The organism is Armatimonadia bacterium (assembly GCA_039679385.1).
In the GTDB taxonomy this organism is placed as follows: domain Bacteria; phylum Armatimonadota; class Zipacnadia; order Zipacnadales; family JABUFB01; genus JAJFTQ01.
Genome location: JBDKVB010000066.1, coordinates 1 through 18,537 on the forward strand (window position 1 = coordinate 1; position 18,537 = coordinate 18,537).

General features: G+C 65.3%; 10 protein-coding genes. 6 read left to right on the forward strand and 4 right to left on the reverse strand.

Features of this window, described 5'->3' with window-relative positions; all coding sequences use genetic code 11:
* Window positions 1–92: 92 nt before the first annotated feature.
* Both ABFE16_06415 and ABFE16_06420 read right to left on the reverse strand, forming a co-directional pair.
* Window positions 93–2,039 (reverse strand): DUF3160 domain-containing protein, encoded by a 1,947-nt coding sequence (locus ABFE16_06415; protein MEN6344922.1) that lies wholly within the window; start codon window positions 2,037–2,039, stop codon window positions 93–95.
* Between the two features lie 123 nt (window positions 2,040–2,162).
* Window positions 2,163–4,229 (reverse strand): DUF6259 domain-containing protein, encoded by a 2,067-nt coding sequence (locus tag ABFE16_06420; GenBank protein ID MEN6344923.1) that lies wholly within the window; start codon window positions 4,227–4,229, stop codon window positions 2,163–2,165.
* Between the two features lie 293 nt (window positions 4,230–4,522).
* On the opposite strand from ABFE16_06420, the gene ABFE16_06425 reads away from it, so the two are divergent.
* Window positions 4,523–5,290, forward strand: a complete 768-nt coding sequence (locus tag ABFE16_06425) for a TIM barrel protein (GenBank protein ID MEN6344924.1) — start codon at window positions 4,523–4,525, stop codon at window positions 5,288–5,290.
* A gap of 95 nt (window positions 5,291–5,385) precedes the next feature.
* Here ABFE16_06425 and ABFE16_06430 read toward each other — a convergent pair whose 3' ends face one another.
* Window positions 5,386–7,599, reverse strand: coding sequence for a TIM-barrel domain-containing protein (locus tag ABFE16_06430; protein MEN6344925.1), 2,214 nt, complete (start codon window positions 7,597–7,599; stop codon window positions 5,386–5,388).
* Window positions 7,600–7,856: 257 nt separating this feature from the next.
* Here ABFE16_06430 and ABFE16_06435 point away from each other — a divergent pair, with 257 nt between their 5' ends.
* The 3 genes from ABFE16_06435 to ABFE16_06445 all read left to right on the forward strand — a co-directional run bounded on the left by ABFE16_06435 (window position 7,857) and on the right by ABFE16_06445 (window position 11,312).
* The gene (locus tag ABFE16_06435; GenBank protein MEN6344926.1) at window positions 7,857–8,579 is read left to right on the forward strand and encodes a class I SAM-dependent methyltransferase; all 723 of its coding nucleotides are present in this window, start codon (window positions 7,857–7,859) and stop codon (window positions 8,577–8,579) included.
* Window positions 8,580–8,686: 107 nt separating this feature from the next.
* Complete coding sequence (locus ABFE16_06440; GenBank protein MEN6344927.1) at window positions 8,687–9,124, forward strand: DUF1284 domain-containing protein; 438 nt, start codon at window positions 8,687–8,689, stop codon at window positions 9,122–9,124.
* Window positions 9,125–9,170: 46 nt separating this feature from the next.
* Window positions 9,171–11,312 carry a DUF6259 domain-containing protein gene (locus ABFE16_06445; protein MEN6344928.1) on the forward strand — a complete coding sequence of 714 codons (2,142 nt, stop codon included), beginning with the start codon at window positions 9,171–9,173 and terminating at the stop codon, window positions 11,310–11,312.
* A gap of 91 nt (window positions 11,313–11,403) precedes the next feature.
* Here ABFE16_06445 and ABFE16_06450 read toward each other — a convergent pair whose 3' ends face one another.
* A complete protein-coding gene (locus ABFE16_06450; protein ID MEN6344929.1) occupies window positions 11,404–14,844 on the reverse strand; it encodes a hypothetical protein in 3,441 nt (1,146 codons plus the stop codon).
* 298 nt (window positions 14,845–15,142) lie between these two features.
* On the opposite strand from ABFE16_06450, the gene ABFE16_06455 reads away from it, so the two are divergent.
* Together ABFE16_06455 and ABFE16_06460 are read left to right on the forward strand one after the other, a co-directional pair.
* Window positions 15,143–16,117 (forward strand): mannonate dehydratase, encoded by a 975-nt coding sequence (locus ABFE16_06455; protein MEN6344930.1) that lies wholly within the window; start codon window positions 15,143–15,145, stop codon window positions 16,115–16,117.
* 145 nt (window positions 16,118–16,262) lie between these two features.
* A complete protein-coding gene (locus ABFE16_06460; protein MEN6344931.1) occupies window positions 16,263–18,524 on the forward strand; it encodes a DUF6259 domain-containing protein in 2,262 nt (753 codons plus the stop codon).
* Window positions 18,525–18,537: the final 13 nt, after the last annotated feature.

Here is an 18,537-nt window from a genome sequence, read left to right on the forward strand (position 1 = left end):
GGGAGGTCCTTGTAGTCAGGACGACCTCCCCGCCACCTTTGCCCGAAGAACAGGAACTACTCTCACACCTCTTCGCGGCCCGCCTTGGCCGCTCAGGGCCTGTACATGTAGCTGCTGACCCAGGACGGACGGTGCTGGCGGTGTCTCCCTCCCACCAGGGCCTCTTGCTCCCACTGCGAGTCCGTGAGCCGCTGCATGTCGTCCCTGGTGAACTCGTAGTAGCTGAGCACGAGCCCGCTGTACTCCTGCGTCTTTCCGTTCATCCCGGGGCCCCTCGCGACGATGAGGTTCAGCGGTCCGGTCGCTGCGTGGAGGACTTTGTGGGTGTTCGCATCCGTGGCGACGTCCATGACGACGGCTGGGTGCTCCGGTGACGCGTGGGCTGAGAAGTACTCCAGCAGCCACTGCCCGAAGGAGGGCAGGTAGAAGCCCCAGTTCACCTGTGGGCCAGAGAGCTTCGAGAGGGCCTCCCAGGGGTCGCGACCAGCGATCTGTGCTCGCGAGAAGGCTTCCAGCGCTCGACACAGTTGGCCCAGGTCGGTCATTCCGGCGAACTGGCGCTCACCAAGACGTTCCGCCATCTCAGCCAGACGACCATAGGCCTCGGGTACCGGTTCGACCATGACTTCCCGACCGGCACAGGAGGGCGTTACCGGCTGTTTCGCGTAGAGCACGAAGTCGTGCCGCATGTAGGTCCAGGCTGCCAGCACCGTCGTCAGGGCCTTGTCCTGCCAGGCGTCGCTCCCGAAGAAGGCGGGGACATGCGCCGAAACGTCTGGGTGCACTGTGGCGCGAAGGGCGGCCACCCATTCCGCGTAGAGGGTCGGGTGCTTTGCGTCCCCTTCGTACTTGGCGAAGCGCTGGTGCAGGCGCTGAAGCGCTGGTCGCAAGCCCGGGTACTGCTGATACTGATCGCCCAGGTGGAGGTCCGCGCGAGTGCTGTCGAAGAGCGCGTAACCGATATCAAGGCCGCTGGGGATAACCCGGTCGGACACATACGGGTAGGTTGTCTGCTGGTGGATCTCCCCGTCGGGAATGTAGCGTTCGCCCATGAACTGCACGTACTTGCCCGGAGCCTGGCCGGGGCTGCCCTGGAGCACGGGGCAGATAGCAGAAGCCGGGTACTGGGGCTTCCCGTACTCCTCCCGCACCTTGCGAACCCAGTCGTCATCGAGCCTATCGCCGAAGCGGCGGGCGACGCTGTAGAAGTCGGGAGGCGTGATGCTGTCGGGAGCGGCTGCGAAGAAGCTGATCTCGTCGTAGAGGTGCTGCCAGTCCGGGCGGATCTCTGAGCGCTCGCACAACCGTCCCAGGAGGTATGCCTGGCGCAGCCTAAGGTTGGCGTCAGGCTGCCGATCGCCCCAACCGAGCACGACCGGCAGCATGACTCGGCTCAGCCACTTCATCGCTCGGAAGTAGCGCGAGAGCTCGGGGTCCTTCGCGTAGGCTCCGCGCGGCAGATACTGCGTGAAGTCCTCCGCGGGATAGGGGCCGAACCCGGACGCTGCGTTGATCTTGGCAACGAGGTCGGCGCTTTCTGTGCTCTCCACCGCGGGGGCGTTCCCGTCCAGCAGTGCCTGCGCCACCGAGAAGAGCACCACATTGCGTCTCGCGGGCTCGCCCAGGAGAGCAACGCCGGCCAGTTGGCGATGCTCGCTGATCGCAGCCGCAAGCGCCGCCTTGGTCATGCGTCGCAGCTCCGGCAGAAGCCGCCGCTTTTCGTATTCGCTGAGACCGTCGCGGAAGAGACAGTGGAAGACGTAGAGCACCGCGTCCGAGGTGATGAAGACTGGGCGTAGCTGGTCGAGGTAGGGCGCCGTTATTTCCCAGCTCTCGGCACGCCCGAGCACAACGAAGCCGTTCTTGTCCAGCATCCTTCGAGCGCCGCCCGCCTTGCTCGCGGACGTCTTCATCTTCTGCGCATAGGGTATGCGCCGGCCGGTGTCGAGCTCTGAGCCGGATCGACGGCTGGCAGGTCCCACATAGCATCCGCAGCAGACCAAAGGCACGAGCACACACAGCAGCAGTCGCGTCCTCATTTTGATCCCCCGGGTACGAACTGAAGGCCGTAGGCCGGAAGCGTCATATCAAAGGGCAATCGTCCTCAGGTGGAGTGAAGAGGGCCAAGGGAACGGGGCCCTCTCCACGGTCACGGGTCGAGGTCAGCGCGGGCTGATGGTGACGACCGCGATGTCGTCGCCGCCAACAACGGTCTCAAGGCCCTGGCCGGCCAGTTGCTCGGCGGTCATGCTCAGCTCCGTGGCACCGATGCGCACCCTGTACTCTGCCGCAGGCGCCAGGTCGGTTGCGGACGTGTCTATACAGCAGCGCACGGGTCGCTCGTTCTCTGCGAGATTGCCGATCACCAGCAGCGCCTCATCGGTCCGATGGTAGACGGCGGCTGCGGTCTCGCTGTCGCCGGTCTGAACCGGTGCCCAGCGCGGGTCGGCGAAGCGGAACTGGCTCAGGTCACGACCGCCTAGCGGCGCGAACATCCCGGTCGCCAGCTCGTCGGCCGGCCAGGGCGGAGAGCAAGTCAGGACCGAACGCACGGTCATCTGCCGATGAACACGTTCCGGCGCGTCCTTCTCGAGGCAGCCGTAGCCGATCACTGCACGGGACCGGTGGCCCATGAAGCTCCACTCCAGGGGCAGGTCCTCCAGAGCCGGTGCGCCTGAGGACAGCCGCGAGTAGCCCCACTCCATCGCCACGATCGAGTCGGCGTAGTTCTCGGTCGCCGCCATCGGCACCATCGTGTTGTGCAGGATCATGAGGCCGTCGGGCCCCACGCGCTGTCGGGTCCAGGCCACGAGGTCCAGCAGCTCCTCGATATCCCAGTGACCTGCCGGCGACTGCGCCCAGTCGCCCGAACCAGGCTCCGGATTCTCGTGCTCATGCCCCGGCACGTGCCGCAGGTTGTGGCAGTACAGTGCCACGTTCCAGTCGTAATAGGTGCCATCGAGCGGGTGATGACTGAGCACCTTGTCGATGTAGGCCTTGTGGAACTCCAGCCAGCCGGAACGCAGGCACATCTGCGCTCCGTACTCATCGCCGGAGTAGGCGTTGTGAAGTTGCTGATAGGAGTCGTCCGGCAGTCTCGCCCAGTCGGCCCCGTGCTGCTGATACTCCTCGACGGACGGGTGCAGTTCTTTGTTGGAGAAGTAGGTCGCTACGCGAATCCCGTGCTGCTGACAGTCCCTGATGACCCGGTCGTACTCCGCCATGTCCTCCGGGCCGAAAGGTGGGTACGAGCCATCGCGCCAGAACTGCCCGTCGCGGAAGGTGTCGCCGTCGTGGTGGAAGTGAGCGCTGGCGATCCCTCTCTCGGCCCAGCCCCTGATCTCCTCAGTGGTGGGCCAGTTCTTGCGCTTGAAGGCCGTGTGCAGGAAGAGCTTGTTGGCCTGGCCGGAGATGAGGGGCACGCCGAGGAAGTAGCGGAAGGTATAGTCGCCGGAGAGCGTCAGCCCGCCGCGCGGGATGTCCAGGACCGAGACGCTGAAGCCTACGCCCGGCTGGCGTGTATGGGGAGCAAGGCGAAAGCTCCCGTGACCTGGTTTGCCGGCGACCTGGTAATCCCACTGCGACAGGTCGGAGCCGACGAACCACTCGATACCCTCACGACCCGGATCGGCGCAGCAGACATACCGGGGCACGAAGCGGCTCTCGCAGGGGCAGTCGAAAGCCTTGCCCGGTGTGAAGCGTCCCCACTGGCAGACACCGAAGGCCCCGGTCCAGGTAGCCACCTCGGCAGGCGCTCCGGGGCGAAACCCGTAGTGGCACAGTTCCGGCTGGAGTAGCCAGGAGTGCAGGCAGAGGCGGCTGACACGGGTGCCGGGCTTGAAGGAGAAGCGCTTGTCAACGCGGACGTGTCCCCAGCGGTGCAGATAGGTGTGTACGTAGCCGACACCGCAGTCACGACCCTCGGCATCGCGCAGCATGCCCTCGAAGGTGAGCTGTACCTCAAGCCCCCGACGCTCGATAGTCAGCTTCGTCTGGTTGTCGTGCCGCTCGCTGAACACTCCACCACCGGCGAGAGCTACCTCACCCGTGCAGGCGTCGAGCAGTAGGTTGCGGTCGCTGCCCTTGTGGTAGCGAACGCCGACAATCGCCCCGCCCTGGTTGAGACTGTGCGTGATGGAGTATAAACGGTTGCGGACGGTAATGGTCCGCTCCTCGTTATTCTCGACGACCTCATGTTCTTCTGGGTACACGCCGTAGGCGGTAGCCACTATTGGCCTCCAGTCTCTGTATATGGTAACGCGGGCTACAACAATATGGTTCCAGATGCCATGATGCGGCTATAGTCGTGGATGTCGTCTTGCACCAGCAGACCCGCACCTCGACCCCCGGCGCCCCCTTCGTCGCAAGTGCCTCCAGTCGAAGGCTTCTCACTTCGCCCTTCAGCGCTGTCGTCCCTCTCGGTGGCTCTGGCTACCCATATCGGTACCGCTGGAAGGGTTCTGGGCACCCTCCGGCGAAGGTCACAACCAGTACCCAAGACATCACCTCCAGGAGCGATCCCATGGGCAAGATTCCTATCGCACTTCAGCTTTACTCCGTGCGCGGTGAGGTCCAGAAGGACCTCGCAGCGACCCTCAAGGCGGTCGCCGAACTTGGCTATGAAGGTGCCGAACCGTGGGGCTACAACGGCGAGGCCCTCGAATGGATGGGACATTCGCCGGCCGAGATCCGCCGCATGTACGACGACACCGGCCTGACCTGCTGCGGGTTCCATCTGGCGACGTCAGCCCTGCTCGGTGACAATCTGAGCCGGACGATCGAGCTCAACCGAATCCTGGGCAACCGTTTCCTGGTCATCGCCGCCGACAAGCCTCGCATGAGCTCGCGCGAGACGATCATGGAGCTCGCGGGCATTCTCAACGACGCCTCGGAGAAGCTGGCCGCCGAGGGGATGTTCTCGGGCTATCACGCTCACGGCTTCGACTTCGCGACGGTTGACGGCGAGATCGCCTGGGACCTCCTGTTCAGCAACACTCGCAAGGAAGTCATCATGCAGATGGACATCGGCAACTGCGCCAATGGCGGTGGCGACCCCATCGGCACCTTGCGCAAGTTCCCGGGGCGCTCGCGGTCCCTGCACCTCAAGGACTTCGGCGGACCTGAGGGCTCGGTCATCGGCGAGGGGAAGGCTGACTGGGACACCATCTTCAGGCTGTGTGATGCGGAGCAGCCGGTGGAGTGGTATGTCGTCGAGGAGGGTGGCGCTGACGGTCTGGGCTTTGAGGTGTCAGGCCGGAGCCTGAAGGCGCTGCGGGCAATGGGCAAGTAGTGTACATGCGTGGCACGGAGCCCGGGTGTCGCTTGCAGCCTGGATCAGCGATCCCGGGCGCCGTGCTGTCGAGTGTCATGGTTGCCGGCGTCGCGTTAGCGCGTCTGACCCTCGGGCACGGACGTGCGCAGAACCCCGGTTGCAGCCTCGGCGGTCTCGAGTGACTGCTCCTGCCCGTTCACGAAAACGCGTGTCGCCCCCTCCGGCAGGTGCAGTGTCAGCTCCCACAACCGTCGCTCCGGCATCCCCTCATACCTACCCACTCGCGGGCCAAGGTCCACGCTGACTTCGCCGTCTCGCTCATGGCAGGTGATGTGCGTGGTTGCCACCTGTCCCTCGCGGTATGCCTCCGTGATTCCATCGTCCTCGTAGAGCGTGAACCCGCTGTCCTCGTGTGGGAAGATCTCCAGCCCCATCGTCTCCACTGAGCGCTGGCCCACGTAGTCCATCGGAGGCCAGGTCGGAAGCAGGGCTCCTGCCTTCACGAACAGTGGCCCGCCGCGGTCGGCAGGGGGCTCATAGCGCAGCTCCTGGGGCCCCTCATGGATCTCGCCCGTCCAGTAGTCAGTCCACTTCCCGGCGGGAAGGTAGATCGTGTCGGTGAAGGCGCAGGTCAGCAGCCACTCACCCAGCATGTACTGCAGGATCAGCTCGTCACTGCGCGGGTCCTCCGGCGCGACGAGGGGCATGGCCCGCAGGATCGGCATCCCGGTGCGGTGGGCAACGTGGGCTGCACTGTACAGGTATGGCAGGAGGCGGTAGCGGAGACGGGCGTAGAACTTGAACACCTCGTAGATCTCCGGGGGCAGAAACCATGGCTGGTTGTACTGGTGCCAGCACAGGATCTGCGACCACGGCTGCAGAAAACCGAAGTGGATGCCTGCCTTGTTCCAGACCTGCATGTCGCAACTAGTGTTCGAATGCCCCGAGAGCCCGTGGTTGAGCAGCGAGACCAGCGGCTTCGCATCCCCGCCGGTGTCGCCTGCCCAGGTGGCGGCGTACTGCTGAACGCCGGTGTAGCCACCGGCCGTGTAGATCATTGCCCGTCGTGCGGTGTGCTCCACGAAGCCCTGGCTCATCTGCTTCGCCAGCAGGACGGGATACAGGTTGTGCACTTCGGCGTCTTCCATCCCGTTGCGCCACTTGCGGTCGGGGTGGAAGCAGATCTGGTTGCTGCCATCCATCTTGAAGGCCGCTGCGCCGTTGTCCACGAACTTCCGCAGGTGGGCGAACCAGGGCTCTCCCAGCTTCGTGATCCGGTCCTGGTAGGCGGGGTGAAAGTGCGGGTCCTTGACGATGTCCTCGTCGTATCGGTCCTCGCTGATGGCCGTCGCGCCGGGCTTGGCGTCCTGCGGCGCGAGCAGTTGCTCCTCGTACTCGGTCACGTCATAGTCGCAACACAGCCATAGGCTGAGCTTGAACCCCATGTTGCGCAGAGCCGCCGTGAATCCGCCGGGCCTCTGATGAGGCATCCAGAAGGGCTGGTGGAATCGTTCCTTGCTCCACTCCTTGTTGACCGAGAAGTCGTAGTGGGTCTCCATCCAATCGGGCTCGAGCCCCACGATATCGAGCGGGATCCCCTCGCGCCGGAACATGTGGGCCTCGTACAGCACATCGCGTGCCCGCACACCGCGCTCATCACACACCCAGGTGAGGCCGTAACCGAACTGTGGCAGGAGCGCCGGTCGGCCGGTGAGTTCCGTGTACCGGTCCAGCAGAACGGGCAGCGTCTCGCCGACGATCAGGTAGTAGTCGAGTTCGCCCTGGTCCGCCGAGAAGACCAGACGGTCAGCGCAGGTCGCCCCGGCGTCTACTTGATGGAACCAGGTGCTATTGAGGAAGACGGCCCAGCCACCTGTGCTCATGAGGAAGGGAAGGGGCGCGTAGCTCGCAACATTGCGCACAATCATCCGCGTCTGATGCCCGCGCTTGTTGAGCCGGTCGCGCGTCTCGTCGCCAAGACCATACAGGCGATCCTCCGCGGCGAGCGAGAACTCGGCCCGGAAGCCTTGCTGCGGGCTTGTGGCGTCCGGTTGCCGTACCAGCACGCTTCCGTCCGCGCGGCACAGCCTTGTGCTCCCCGTGTCCTTGCAGACCGTCAGGCTTGCCTGCCCGGTCGAGAGGGTGAAGGTCGTGCCCTCCTCCGTGATGCTCGCCTCCACTGCCGGCCACTCTGTCCGGAGGATCCCATACCGTACGAGGCCGGCCTCCCCAAAGCAGCCGTCACGACTCTTGCGCACTCGGAACATATGGGGTGTGATGGCCTCCAGGCGCAGGACCTCGCCATTTGGGAGGGTGATGTCAGGCACGATGCGCTCCTTCTGGTGAGAGAGAGTTCGTGAGGCAGCAGGACCGGCGCTGAGTTCCTCCTCTCGCCTTATGGCTCCTTCGTCCTTGCACTGGCTGCACGCGAAGGGCAAGGAAGGAAGAGACCGGCGGTCAGGGCGAATAGGCACCCAGTTCGGGCCGGTACCGCCCCGGCGGAAGCCACCGCGAAGGACCGAACGGAGGCGACGTGGCAGTGGGCAAGGACATGCACGAGGCGAATAGAAGGGTGTGGGACCGGATGGCACCGGACTGGGCGCAATCAGCTGAGCGTCGTGGCGTCTGGCGCCGGTGTGTCGCTGACCCCGGCCTGGCGCTTCACGAGCGGGAGTTGGCGCTGCTCCGAGACCTGCGTGACCGCTCGGTCTGCGTGCTCGGAAGCGGGGACAACGAGGTCGTCTTCGCACTCGCTGGGATGGGAGCGCAGGTCACCTCGGTTGACATCTCCGAGGAGCAACTCGATATCGCCCGACAGCGTGCCGAGTCGCTTGGTCTGCACATCGCCTTCCTGCGCGCCGACGTGACAGACCTGAGCGCGATACCTGATGGCACCTTCGACCTGGTGTACACCGGAGGGCACGTCGCGGTCTGGGTCTCAGACCTGCGCACCTACTACGCCGAGGCCACTCGGATCCTGCGCCCCGGCGGACGGCTGGTCGTGAGCGAGTACCATCCCTTCCGGAGGGTCTTCGGTTCCGCCGAGGATCGCCTGGAAGTCGAGTACAGCTACTTCGACCGGGGTCCGCATCCCTACGACAGCGGCCAGACTGACAGCGCCGGCGACGACACGCCACTCGTCCAGTACGAGTTCCATTGGACCGTCAGCGACATGGTCACCGCAATCCTCTCGGCCGGGTGTGTGGTGGATATCCTGGAGGAGTTCGACGACGGGCGCGAGGAGTGGGAGACCGCTCCACTCACCGGCTTGCCTCTAGTGCTGCTGATCTCCGGCACCAAGCAGTGACCTCCTGCACCGGGGAAGGGTATCTGACGACCCTCGGCGAAAGCGCGTGTGGCGGTCCTTAGGCAAGGGTTGTGAAGGCACCCTTGCTTCCGGAACAGGAGGCGACCATGCGCGCAAGGCCCCACCATCTGATTGACATCATCACCCAGTACGGCGCGGGACAGCCCTTTGAACCCAGCGCGTACGGCCATGCGGTCCACACTGTGGCGGCGAAGGTGATCGCTGATCCCACGGTGGCTATCGAGTTCGGCATCGGCGCCGATGACATCTGCGCTCCCTGCAAGCATCTGGTCAAGGGGCGCTGTGATGATGTCATCGGCGGCTTTGATCCGCCCGTCTCGAAGCACGATTACAACGATGCGCTGGATGTGCGCCTGCTGGAGTTCCTGGGGATGGAGGAGGGGCAGGTCATGAGCTTTGCGGAGTACCTCGGGGTGTTGCGCAGCCACCTGGAGGGGCTCGCGGAACTGTGCCACTGGCCCGGTGAGGAGCCCCAGGTGAGACAGCAGAAGCTGGAGCGTGGGCTGGAGAAGCTGGGGGCGTGAGGGCGGAGGTCGAACACCCAAAGCCAGATGAGAAGGATCGAGAGCTATGGATAGCAGTGCGATGTGTGTCTGTCGGGAGAAGGGGACGGGCGAGATTCGGCTGGAGGACGCCTCCGGGCTGGTCGCTTTGTTCTCCGGCCAGGGGCAGCTCTTGGGCCTCGGACGCGAAGGCTGTGCCTGGAACTTCAACGCTCCGTGCTTCGGCTGGTCCTTGCGTACGGAGTGGGACTACAAGAAGCCTGAGACCTTGCGGCCATGCGGTGCCGCTCGGGTTGTACAGCCCGATGCGACGCACCTGCACCTGGAGTTCGACCGTCTGCAGTACGATGACGGCCGGCAGGTCGAAGCTTCCGTGGCGTTGGAGTGGGAGTTGGTCGACGGCCTGCTCCAGGGACGCCTAGAACGCGTCGAGCTGCCGGAGGGTCTCAAGCCCGCTGCCCTCAACTTCCCGGAGGTGCGCGTACCGTACACCAGGGGCGCACAATGGGTGGTTCCGCTTGACCTTGGCATGCTCGTGGACGAGCCGCTGAGTCAGGCCCTTGACGCCGAGGACATGAGTGCCTACCGGCGCGAGTGGACCCACATGCAGATCACCGCCTGGCTGTGCGAGGGCATCGGACTGCACCTGGACGCGCGCGACGCCGACGGCTGGATGAAGGCGGTTCTTCTCCGCGTGGGACAGGGAACCGCTCAGCTCTGCATCGAGCACCTGCTTCCGCAGCCGACCTCCGGTGCCCAGGAGTTCCCCGGCTATCGCGTGTCGCTGGCTCCCTTCGTCGGCGGCTGGTATGAGTCCGCACAGATCTACCGGCCCTGGGCAATCCAGCAGCAGTGGGCCTCACGCGGGCCAGACCAGCGGCGTGGCACCTATGTGGCCGAGTTGGCCTGCTGGCTGTGGCTCCGCGGGCGCATCAGCAACGTGTGCCCGGTGGCCAAAGAGGTCGCACGACGCCTGGAGTTGCCCGTGGCCCTTGACTGGTACTGGTGGCACAAGCATCCCTACGACACGAGTTACCCCGACTACTTCCCACCACGCGAGGGCACTGACGCCTTCCGCGGCGCCGTGGCCGACCTGCAGCAAAACAACGTCAGCGTTCAGGTCTACACCAACGGCATGTCCTGGGACCATGACGAGCCACGCTGGGAGACCGAAGGTCGCAAGTGCACGACCGTGTTGCGCGACGGCGAATACTGGGGCGTGATCTACAACACGTGGATGAACCGCCGCCTGATGCACACCTGTGGCGCCGCTGAGGGATGGCATCGCCAGGCTCTGATCACCGCCGACGGCGGGGCCGCCCTGGGCCTCAACGGCCTGTACATGGACCAGATCGCCATCGTCGGCGGCACGACCCCGTGCTTCAGCACGGAGCACGGCCATGTGCCTGGTGGCGGCTGCTATGGTGTGCAGGGGTTCCGGGAGTTGTTCCGCAAGGTCCGGGAGCGCCATCCGAATCTGGTGCTGAGCAGCGAGAGCGTCTCCGAGGTCTACCAGGACCTGCTTGACGCCTGCATCACGCTGCAGACCAGTTTCGAGGCATCAAGGGGTGCTCGCGGCTGCAAGGGCGCAGACCTCATCCCGCTGTTCCACGCCATCTATCATGGGCACGCCGTCGTGTTCGGCAACTACTCGCACATCGACGGCATCACACCCTACGATGAGCTGTGGCCTGAGGAGGCCCGTCCCGATCCGACCGAGGAACGTAACTGGCACGCGCTGTGCCCGGACCAGTTCGCGCTCGACATGGCCCGTACCGTCGCCTGTGGCTGCCAGCCCTTGGCCACCAATCTCACCGCTGCACACCTGAGCAACCCCGAGTTGGCCGAGGACATCGAGTTCTTCCTCGAGCTCAGCCGCTTCTACCACGCCCATCGCGAGTGGCTGCTGTGGGGCGAGATGCTGTCGCCCGACTCCCTGGATTGTGAGACCATCGACGTGAGCTGCATCCAGCGGACCATCTTCACGCGCCCCTCAACCATCGAGCCCTTCACTGTTCAGCGCCCGGCAGTCCTCCACAGCGCCTGGCGTAGTCCCGACGGAGCTGCAGGGCTCTTCCTCGCCAACTACACGCGCTCCGAGCAGACGGTGACAATCAGCCGCAAGGACGGCCTGGTCCCAGCGGACGGCCAGTCCACCGTGACTCTGACGCCTCGGGCCCTGCGTCTCGTCCCTCTTGCTGTCGCCTGAGCCCATGCCCCTGCGAAGCGACCACGCCCGGACGGACAGGCAGTTGCTGTCTGTCCGTCCGGGTGAAGCGAATCCCCGTCACGGTTCGCGTCTACTTGTCTTCCGCAGGCTGCCAGAGGTCGAGGTCGTCGAACCAGATCGTGCCACTACCCCCGCCCTTGGCGTCGATGTAGAAGGCCGCTGTAGCCGCGCCGGCCGGAATCGACTCCGCAGGTAGCACCGCCTCCACGAGTGTCCAGTCCGTCGTGCCGCTCGGCAAACGTCCGAGGTCTGGCAGTACCCGCCAGCCCGTCTCCAGTTCGCCCACCGGACCAGTCGCGGCCAGGCACCAACTCCCCAGCCACTTGTCGCCGAAGAAAGCCACGTTCAGGGTCACCAGACCGCCTGCAAGGTCGCGACTGCGTGCCCAGGCACGGACCTTCATCGCGCGCCCGGCCGTCGGGGTGATATGCCAGTGGACGAGCCGACGGTCGAAGGGGCCCTCCAGGCGTAGGCTGCCCAGTCCCGAGTGGCTTACTGCAGCATCCCACGAATAGGGGCTTGTGCGTTCGGGCGTCCACTGCGACAGCCCGGGCGCCTGCAGCCCGCCATCCCTGAGCAGATTCGGCGCACCGATGCTCACGGCCAGCTCGCGCTCAACCACGAGAGGTGTGAGCAGTCCCATGCTGCCCCGGGCGAAGCGGGCCCTGACGAGAACCACTCCTGACGCGCGGTCCGTCTCCGCGTCAGCCGAAAGTACGACCGTCCGCGTGCCATCCTCTGCCCTGGTCACCTGGGTAGTCACGGCAAGATCGGGTGAAGGCTCGGCGGTGACGTCGGCCTCCCTGGGAGCCTGCACGGAGACACCCGCTTTGTCTCCCGGAGACAGCGCGACCTGCGCCGTCGACAGGCTCACCGACTGCTGCACCCGAACAGCCGCCGCCATCTGTGCGCTGCCCTGTACGTACAACGGCCCATGCGAGAGGTCGAGGCGCAGATCACCGGCGAGACCTGCTGCCACGGGATTCGTGAAGGCGTCCCGAACCTGCAGACGCTCACTGGCCAGACAGCCAAGCTCCGTTGCCGGAACCTGCGCAGCACGCTCGGGATGATCGGCCCAGACAACCGCCACGGGGCCGGCGAAGGACACCTGGTGCAGGCCGAGGTCCTGATCTGACGCTCGTCGGCCGCCAATCTCCGCACGTCCGAGACACTCGCGACCGTCAAGCTCGTGACTCACACCTGCCAGTGCCGCGTAGGAGAGCTTCGGCAGGAAGCCCAGGTACAGCACGCCGATCCCGGCGTCCCAGGCCCAGCCCGACTCGTGGGCGGAATCGCGCGGGTCGTACGTGCAGAACCAGAAGGCCTTCATGCGCGGGTCTTCGGACAAAGACAGGGCGTAGTTGGCGGTCAGCACGCTCGCCTGCTTCAACTCCGAGCACGAGTACTTGCGCGAGTACTCCGGGCTGAAGTCATAGGCGGTCGCGCCAAGCTCATTGATCCACAGCGGCTTGTCGCCCATGCCATAGCGGGCCAGCATGTCCCGCCGTTGCTTGACGGCGGCACTGTAGCCGCTCGGCGCTGCGTAGCTGTGAATCGTCGCGATGTCGAAGTAGTCTTTCGCCCCCAGTTGCCCGACTCGTTCCAGCCACTCCATGTACCCCGCGTGCGACAGCCCCAGCACCTTGCAGTTGGGGTCGGCGGCTTTCGCCGCTTCCCAGGCAGCCTTCAGCACCGCCACATAGTGCGCGCCGGAGTGGCGCGTCTGCTCCTGCCACATGAGGTCCGGCTCGTTCCAGACCTCCCAGTACTGGATGCGGTCCTTGTACTGGCTGACCAGTCGGCGGACGTAGCCTGACCACAGTCCCAGGCGTTCCTCCGGCGGAGCCCTCCAGCCCGCGTTCCCTGTGACCCATTGCGGCGCGTTGAACAAGATGGCCTGGTACTCCATCCGGTAGCTCTCCATCCGGCGCAGGGCCGCGTCGAGAGCCCGAGTGTCCCAGACATCGGCAGTGGGCTGTTGCACGGACCACACGTTTTCCCAGGCCAGCCACGGCCGGATCCAGTGCACGCCCGCCTGGGCCATCAGGGGCACCTGGTAGGCATACCACCAGATCTGCTGTTGGAAGATATTCATGCCGATCGTCGAGGCATCGGGGTCAACCTGACGCGGAGTCGGGACACGACAGACTCGCAGCGTCGCGGGCTGAGGCCCTCCTTCTGCTACCAGTTCGAAGACGCCGAAACGCTCCAGGGGCAAGGTCAGCGTAGTGTCGGTGCAGGACCTTGCGTCACAGGAGAGAGTCTGCGTGCCGTGCCAGAGGGTTTTCCCCGTGGCGTAGTCCCTCAGCTTGAGGTCGAGTTGGCAGGTCTGTGCAGCGCCGGGGCAGAGCCCGGTCAGGGTAACCCTCACCGGCTCCGCCCCACTGAAGACATGCCCGACATGGTTGGTGGTCAGTCTCACCTGCAGCCCCTCACCACCCTCAGGAACCAGCTGCAGCAGGCAGGGCTTGTCGCCGACCATCAGGTACATCGCCGCCAGGTAGCGGTCGCCGGTGGTGGCCGGGCCGAGCGTGATGTCCCGAAGCTCGCACTGGTACACGCCGCCCTGGGCTTGACGTGCGACAACCGTGCAGGCGAGGTACGGCTCCTCGATGCGGAACCAGGACTGGTCGCCCTCACTCCTCAGAGGCGCCGCCACGCGCAGAGTCGCGTGCTGCAGGTCGTCGGGGAACTCGGGGTCGCAACACAGATAGGCAAGCCGCAGGGCGCCCTGAGATGCGCCCGCGAAGGCCTGCGCAGACACAGGACCAGGCAGCTCCAGGCGCTGGCCCAGAGCATCCGGGAACCGCCACTGCCCGCGCGCAAGGTCCAGTAACTCCACCGTGAAGGGCTGCAACGGGAGCGGGACTCGGGGTGCCTCGACGCTCTCCGGGGGCAGCGGGGTACCCAGTACCGGCAAGGCCACAGCAGTGATCGGCCCAAGGCTGACTTCCTGCGGACCGCCGGTGTTGCCCTGCCACTCGCCGAAGCAGAGGCGCACCTGCGTGGTCTCGGCCAGGACCAGGTTCCCGTCGCGGGTTCCCAGAAGCGGACCGGTCTCGCGTGGACCGAGCACGACCTCTCGCCACTCGGGAGTAAGGGTCACGTCTGCTCCGTAGTTGCCCTTCGGCGTCCGGAAGACTACCTCGACCCGCTTGGTCTTCGAGCCACCCTTCAGCCACAGTCGGGCCGTGGTGAACTGCCCTTCCAGTTTCGGCACCGGGAAGCTGAAGGCGCAGGCCCTCTCGTCACGGCTCATATCCGGCACAACCACATGCCAGGCGCCCTGGCCCTCCGGTCCCGCTGTACGGGCAGACTCCGCGGGGATCTTCGTCTCGAGTCTCACCTGCGGTGCACCGGGGCCGTCGAAGCTCACCCATTCGCGCTGTGCCGGTGCCGACGATTGCGCGTGCGCAAGCGTGACGAGCCCCAGGAGTGCAGGGATCAGCAGCGCATAGCCTCTGGCGATCGACCTCGCCCTCTGACCGCTTCTGAGCAGTTGCGACGGCATCAAGAGATCAGCCTCCGAGCTTGGGGCGCAGGAGCCTTCGTCGGTCCCGCGCCGTCGTTCTGTCGCCTTGAGAAGTCTAGTGTGCGAACCACTTCCTCTCGCATCGCGGTCGTCCTCCTTGCGAAGGCGGTCATGCGCCTCTGCGCTGAGAGGATCCACCTTACCGGGAGGGAAGCGCCGACGAGGCGACGAAGGCAACGCTCCGCAGCATCCTGGCGGACAGAAGCGCCCAGCCGGTCAAGGGGTACATGCGAGCGCGTGATCACCGCCGGTACCAGTCCGATGCCTGGAGGTCGCGATGAAGCTCTGTGATGACCTACACGACTTCTCCGACGAGTTCATGCAGTTCCTGCAGCAGATCGGCGTTGAGTGCGTCAAGGTGACCGGCGCCAAGCTCATGCCGCCGAAGGGCTGTGGCGTCGTGCCCGAGGACGAGTTGCACAAGCTGCAGGACCGCCTCGCACAGCACGACCTGACGCTGGACGTGTTCCTGCTCCCGCAGGGCCGTGACACGCAGTACTGGAATGCTCGCTTCGGCCGCCCCGAACGCGACCAGGAGATCGAGGACGTGTGCCGCACGATTGAGGTCTGCGGGCGCAACGGAATCCCGGTCATCGAGTGGACCTGGAGCATCATCGACGTCTGGGGCAGTGACTTCGGGCCATGGGGGAGAGGCGGCGCGGGCGTCCGGCGGTACGACTACGACAAGATCAAGGACCTCGCGCCGGAGCCGGGCTACGGTGTTGATGCCGACACGATGTGGGAGCGACTGGAGTACTTCCTGAAGCGGATCGTTCCGACTGCCGAGGCCGCAGGCGTCAAGCTCGCGATGCACATCCAGGACCCGCCGCAGACGCCCGTGCTCAAGGGTGAGGCGCGTATCATCAGCGACTTCGCGGGCATGAAGAAGCTGATCGAGTTGGTCGACAGCCCGGTCAACGGGCTGAACCTGTGCCAGGGAACGCTGGCCGAACAGCAGGACGCCGATGTGCTGGGGATCGTCCGCTACTTCCTCGAGCGCGACCGCATCTTCCACGTGCACTTCCGCAACGTCCGCGGCGCCTGCCCGCGGTTTGACGAGGTCTTCATCGACGAGGGCGACGTGGACATGGTCGCGGCCATGCGCCTGTATCATGAGTTCGGGTACAAGTACGCAATGATGCCGGATCACTGGCCGAAAGTCGCGGGAGACGCGCCTCTGGGGCTGGCCTCCCGGGCCTACGCGCACGGCTACATGCGGGCCCTGATGCAGATGGTGAACGGTTGGGGCTAGTCTGGCGAAATGGGAACCCGCGCAGGAAGGGCTTCCGGCAGGACTGCTCAGATACCAGGGGGAACCTCATCCAGGTTGTGCGAGGAAGGCCGCGCCGAAGCACGTGCGATCCGTCGTGCCGCTCGCCCCACAAAGGAGACCAACCATGCTCTGGGCCCTGCCGCTCCTGATGACGATGAGCCTCATGGAGACGAAGGCACAGGACACAGTCCTTCAAAGCGACGCGCTGACGCTGACGTTACGATCTGCGCCTGCAGTCCATGTCGCGGGCCTGACGCACCGTGCAAGCGGCGTCAACCTTGCCGTCGACTCTGCGCCGGTGCCGCTCTTCTCGCTTTCCCTTGGGCCGGAAGGTCCTGACGCCATCACGCTCACGAGTCTCGAGGCCAAGCGCAGCGGCGTCTCTGTTGAGTCCGTGCCCGAGGGCCGGCGTGCCACGCTCACCTATGGCGACTTCCCCGTGGCCGGAATCACTGTGACTGTGCGAGTGACGGTGCCCGCAAAGGGGCCGCTCACCACCTGGAGCCTGAGTCTGCACAGTGACACGCCCCTTGAGGTGCGGTCCGTGCGCTTCCCACAGCTCGCGGCGCCGCAGGCGATCGGCGACTCTGCGGACGATGTCTTGGTGGTTCCGACCTACCCGGGTGCGCTGATCCGCAATCCTGTCGCCGCCTGGAGCGCCAACCAGTCGCTGTCGATCCGCTATCCCGGCGAGATGTCCGCGCAGTTCGTCGCCTTCCAGGATACGAGCGCGGGGCTGTACCTGGCGAGTCAGGACTCCGGGGCCAACCTGCGCCGACTGACCATACAGCGCCAGACCACGGGCTTCGGTCTCACACAGGAATACGTGGCTTCCACGGGCAAAGTCTCCAATTGGGAGACGCCCTATCCCTGTGTGGTGGGCGTTACGCAGGGCACCTGGCACGACACCGCCGACCTGTACAAAGGCTGGGCGGTGCAGCAGGCGTGGTGCAGCCGCACCCTCGATCAGCGCGCAGACATCCCCGATTGGTGGAAGGCCGGGCCACTGGTGCACGTGTGTGAGGTCCGCACCTATAAGGACGGCGTTGAGTCGGGCTCCTACTATCCGAAGCTTGTGGAGCACGTGAACACTCTTCGCACGAAGACCGACAGCCCCATCGTTCTGATGCTCGCAGGCTGGGAGCACTTCCGCCGGTGGTCAGCCGGCGACTACTTCCCGATCTTCGACCAGGAGGCTGCGCGCCCGGTCATCTCGCAGCTTCGCGCCGAGGGTGTGCGGCCCTTTGTCTTCCTCTCCGGCCTGTTCTGGACGCATCTCAACGAGGGCAACAATGGCAACACGCCACCCGTGCCTGAGGAGTGGAAGCCCTCCTTCGTCCGTGATCTCAAGACCGGGGAGCTCCAGAGCTTCGTGCTCAATGAGTCCCGCCCCGGCGGCACGTGGAGACGTCACTCCTACCAGTTCTGCGTCTCTGCCCCTGGAACGCGGACCTTCCTCCACCAGGTCGTTGACCGCGCTCACGAGGAGGGCATTGACGTCGTGCAAATGGACCAGACCACCTCGGGGGGTGGGGCCGCTTGCGGCTCGCCGGACCATGGCCATCCCGTTGGCCCAGGCGTCTACCAGACCCGCGATTTCCTCTCGCTCCTGGCGGACATGCGCGCCTACGGGAAGAGCAAGTCGCCGGACTCCGTGCTCTTCCATGAGGAGCCGCACGAGGAGCTGATCCCTGTTCTCGACGGCTTCCATGTTCGCGAGTACAAGGAGCGTTTCTGGTATCGCGGCACACCCGGCGCTGTGGGCATCCCTCTGTTTGACTATCTGTACCACGAGTACGCCATCGGTTACGGAGGCGACAGTTGCCCGATCGCCACGCGGAAGGACCCGTGGAACACCCGCTGCCATGCGGTCAACCTGATCACCGGCCGCACGCCGGGCGTCTCGGTCTGGGGTAGCCAGTCGGTCGTGGCGGACTGCGACCCGGACCCGATGACCGTCATCCGCCAACACACCCATCTGCTGCAGCGCGGGGGAGAGCCCTTCCTGATGCTCGGGAGGATGCTGCACCCGTTGCGGCTGCAGGTGCCGGAGATGACCTACCAGATCAGTGTGCAGGGCAAGGACGGCTGGCACCGGGAGCCCTTCGTCGAGCCTTCCGTCCTCACGAGTTCTTGGCAGGCCGCCGACGGTCGCATCGCCCATGTGTTCGTCAATCCGACGCCGGAGGCCCGTGCCCTGACTGTGGGCCTCGATACCCGGAACCTCCCGACATGGCCTGCTGCGGAGGTACAGTTGTACAGCAGCGCCGAGGGCGAGCAGTTCCGTCAGGTTGCCGCGTCCAGTTCGCTGCCCTTCCACCTTGAGCGGCAGATCGCGCCGCTGGAGGTGCTGTGCGTGGTACTCAAGCCGGTGCCGGCGAAGTAAGTGGACGTCGCTG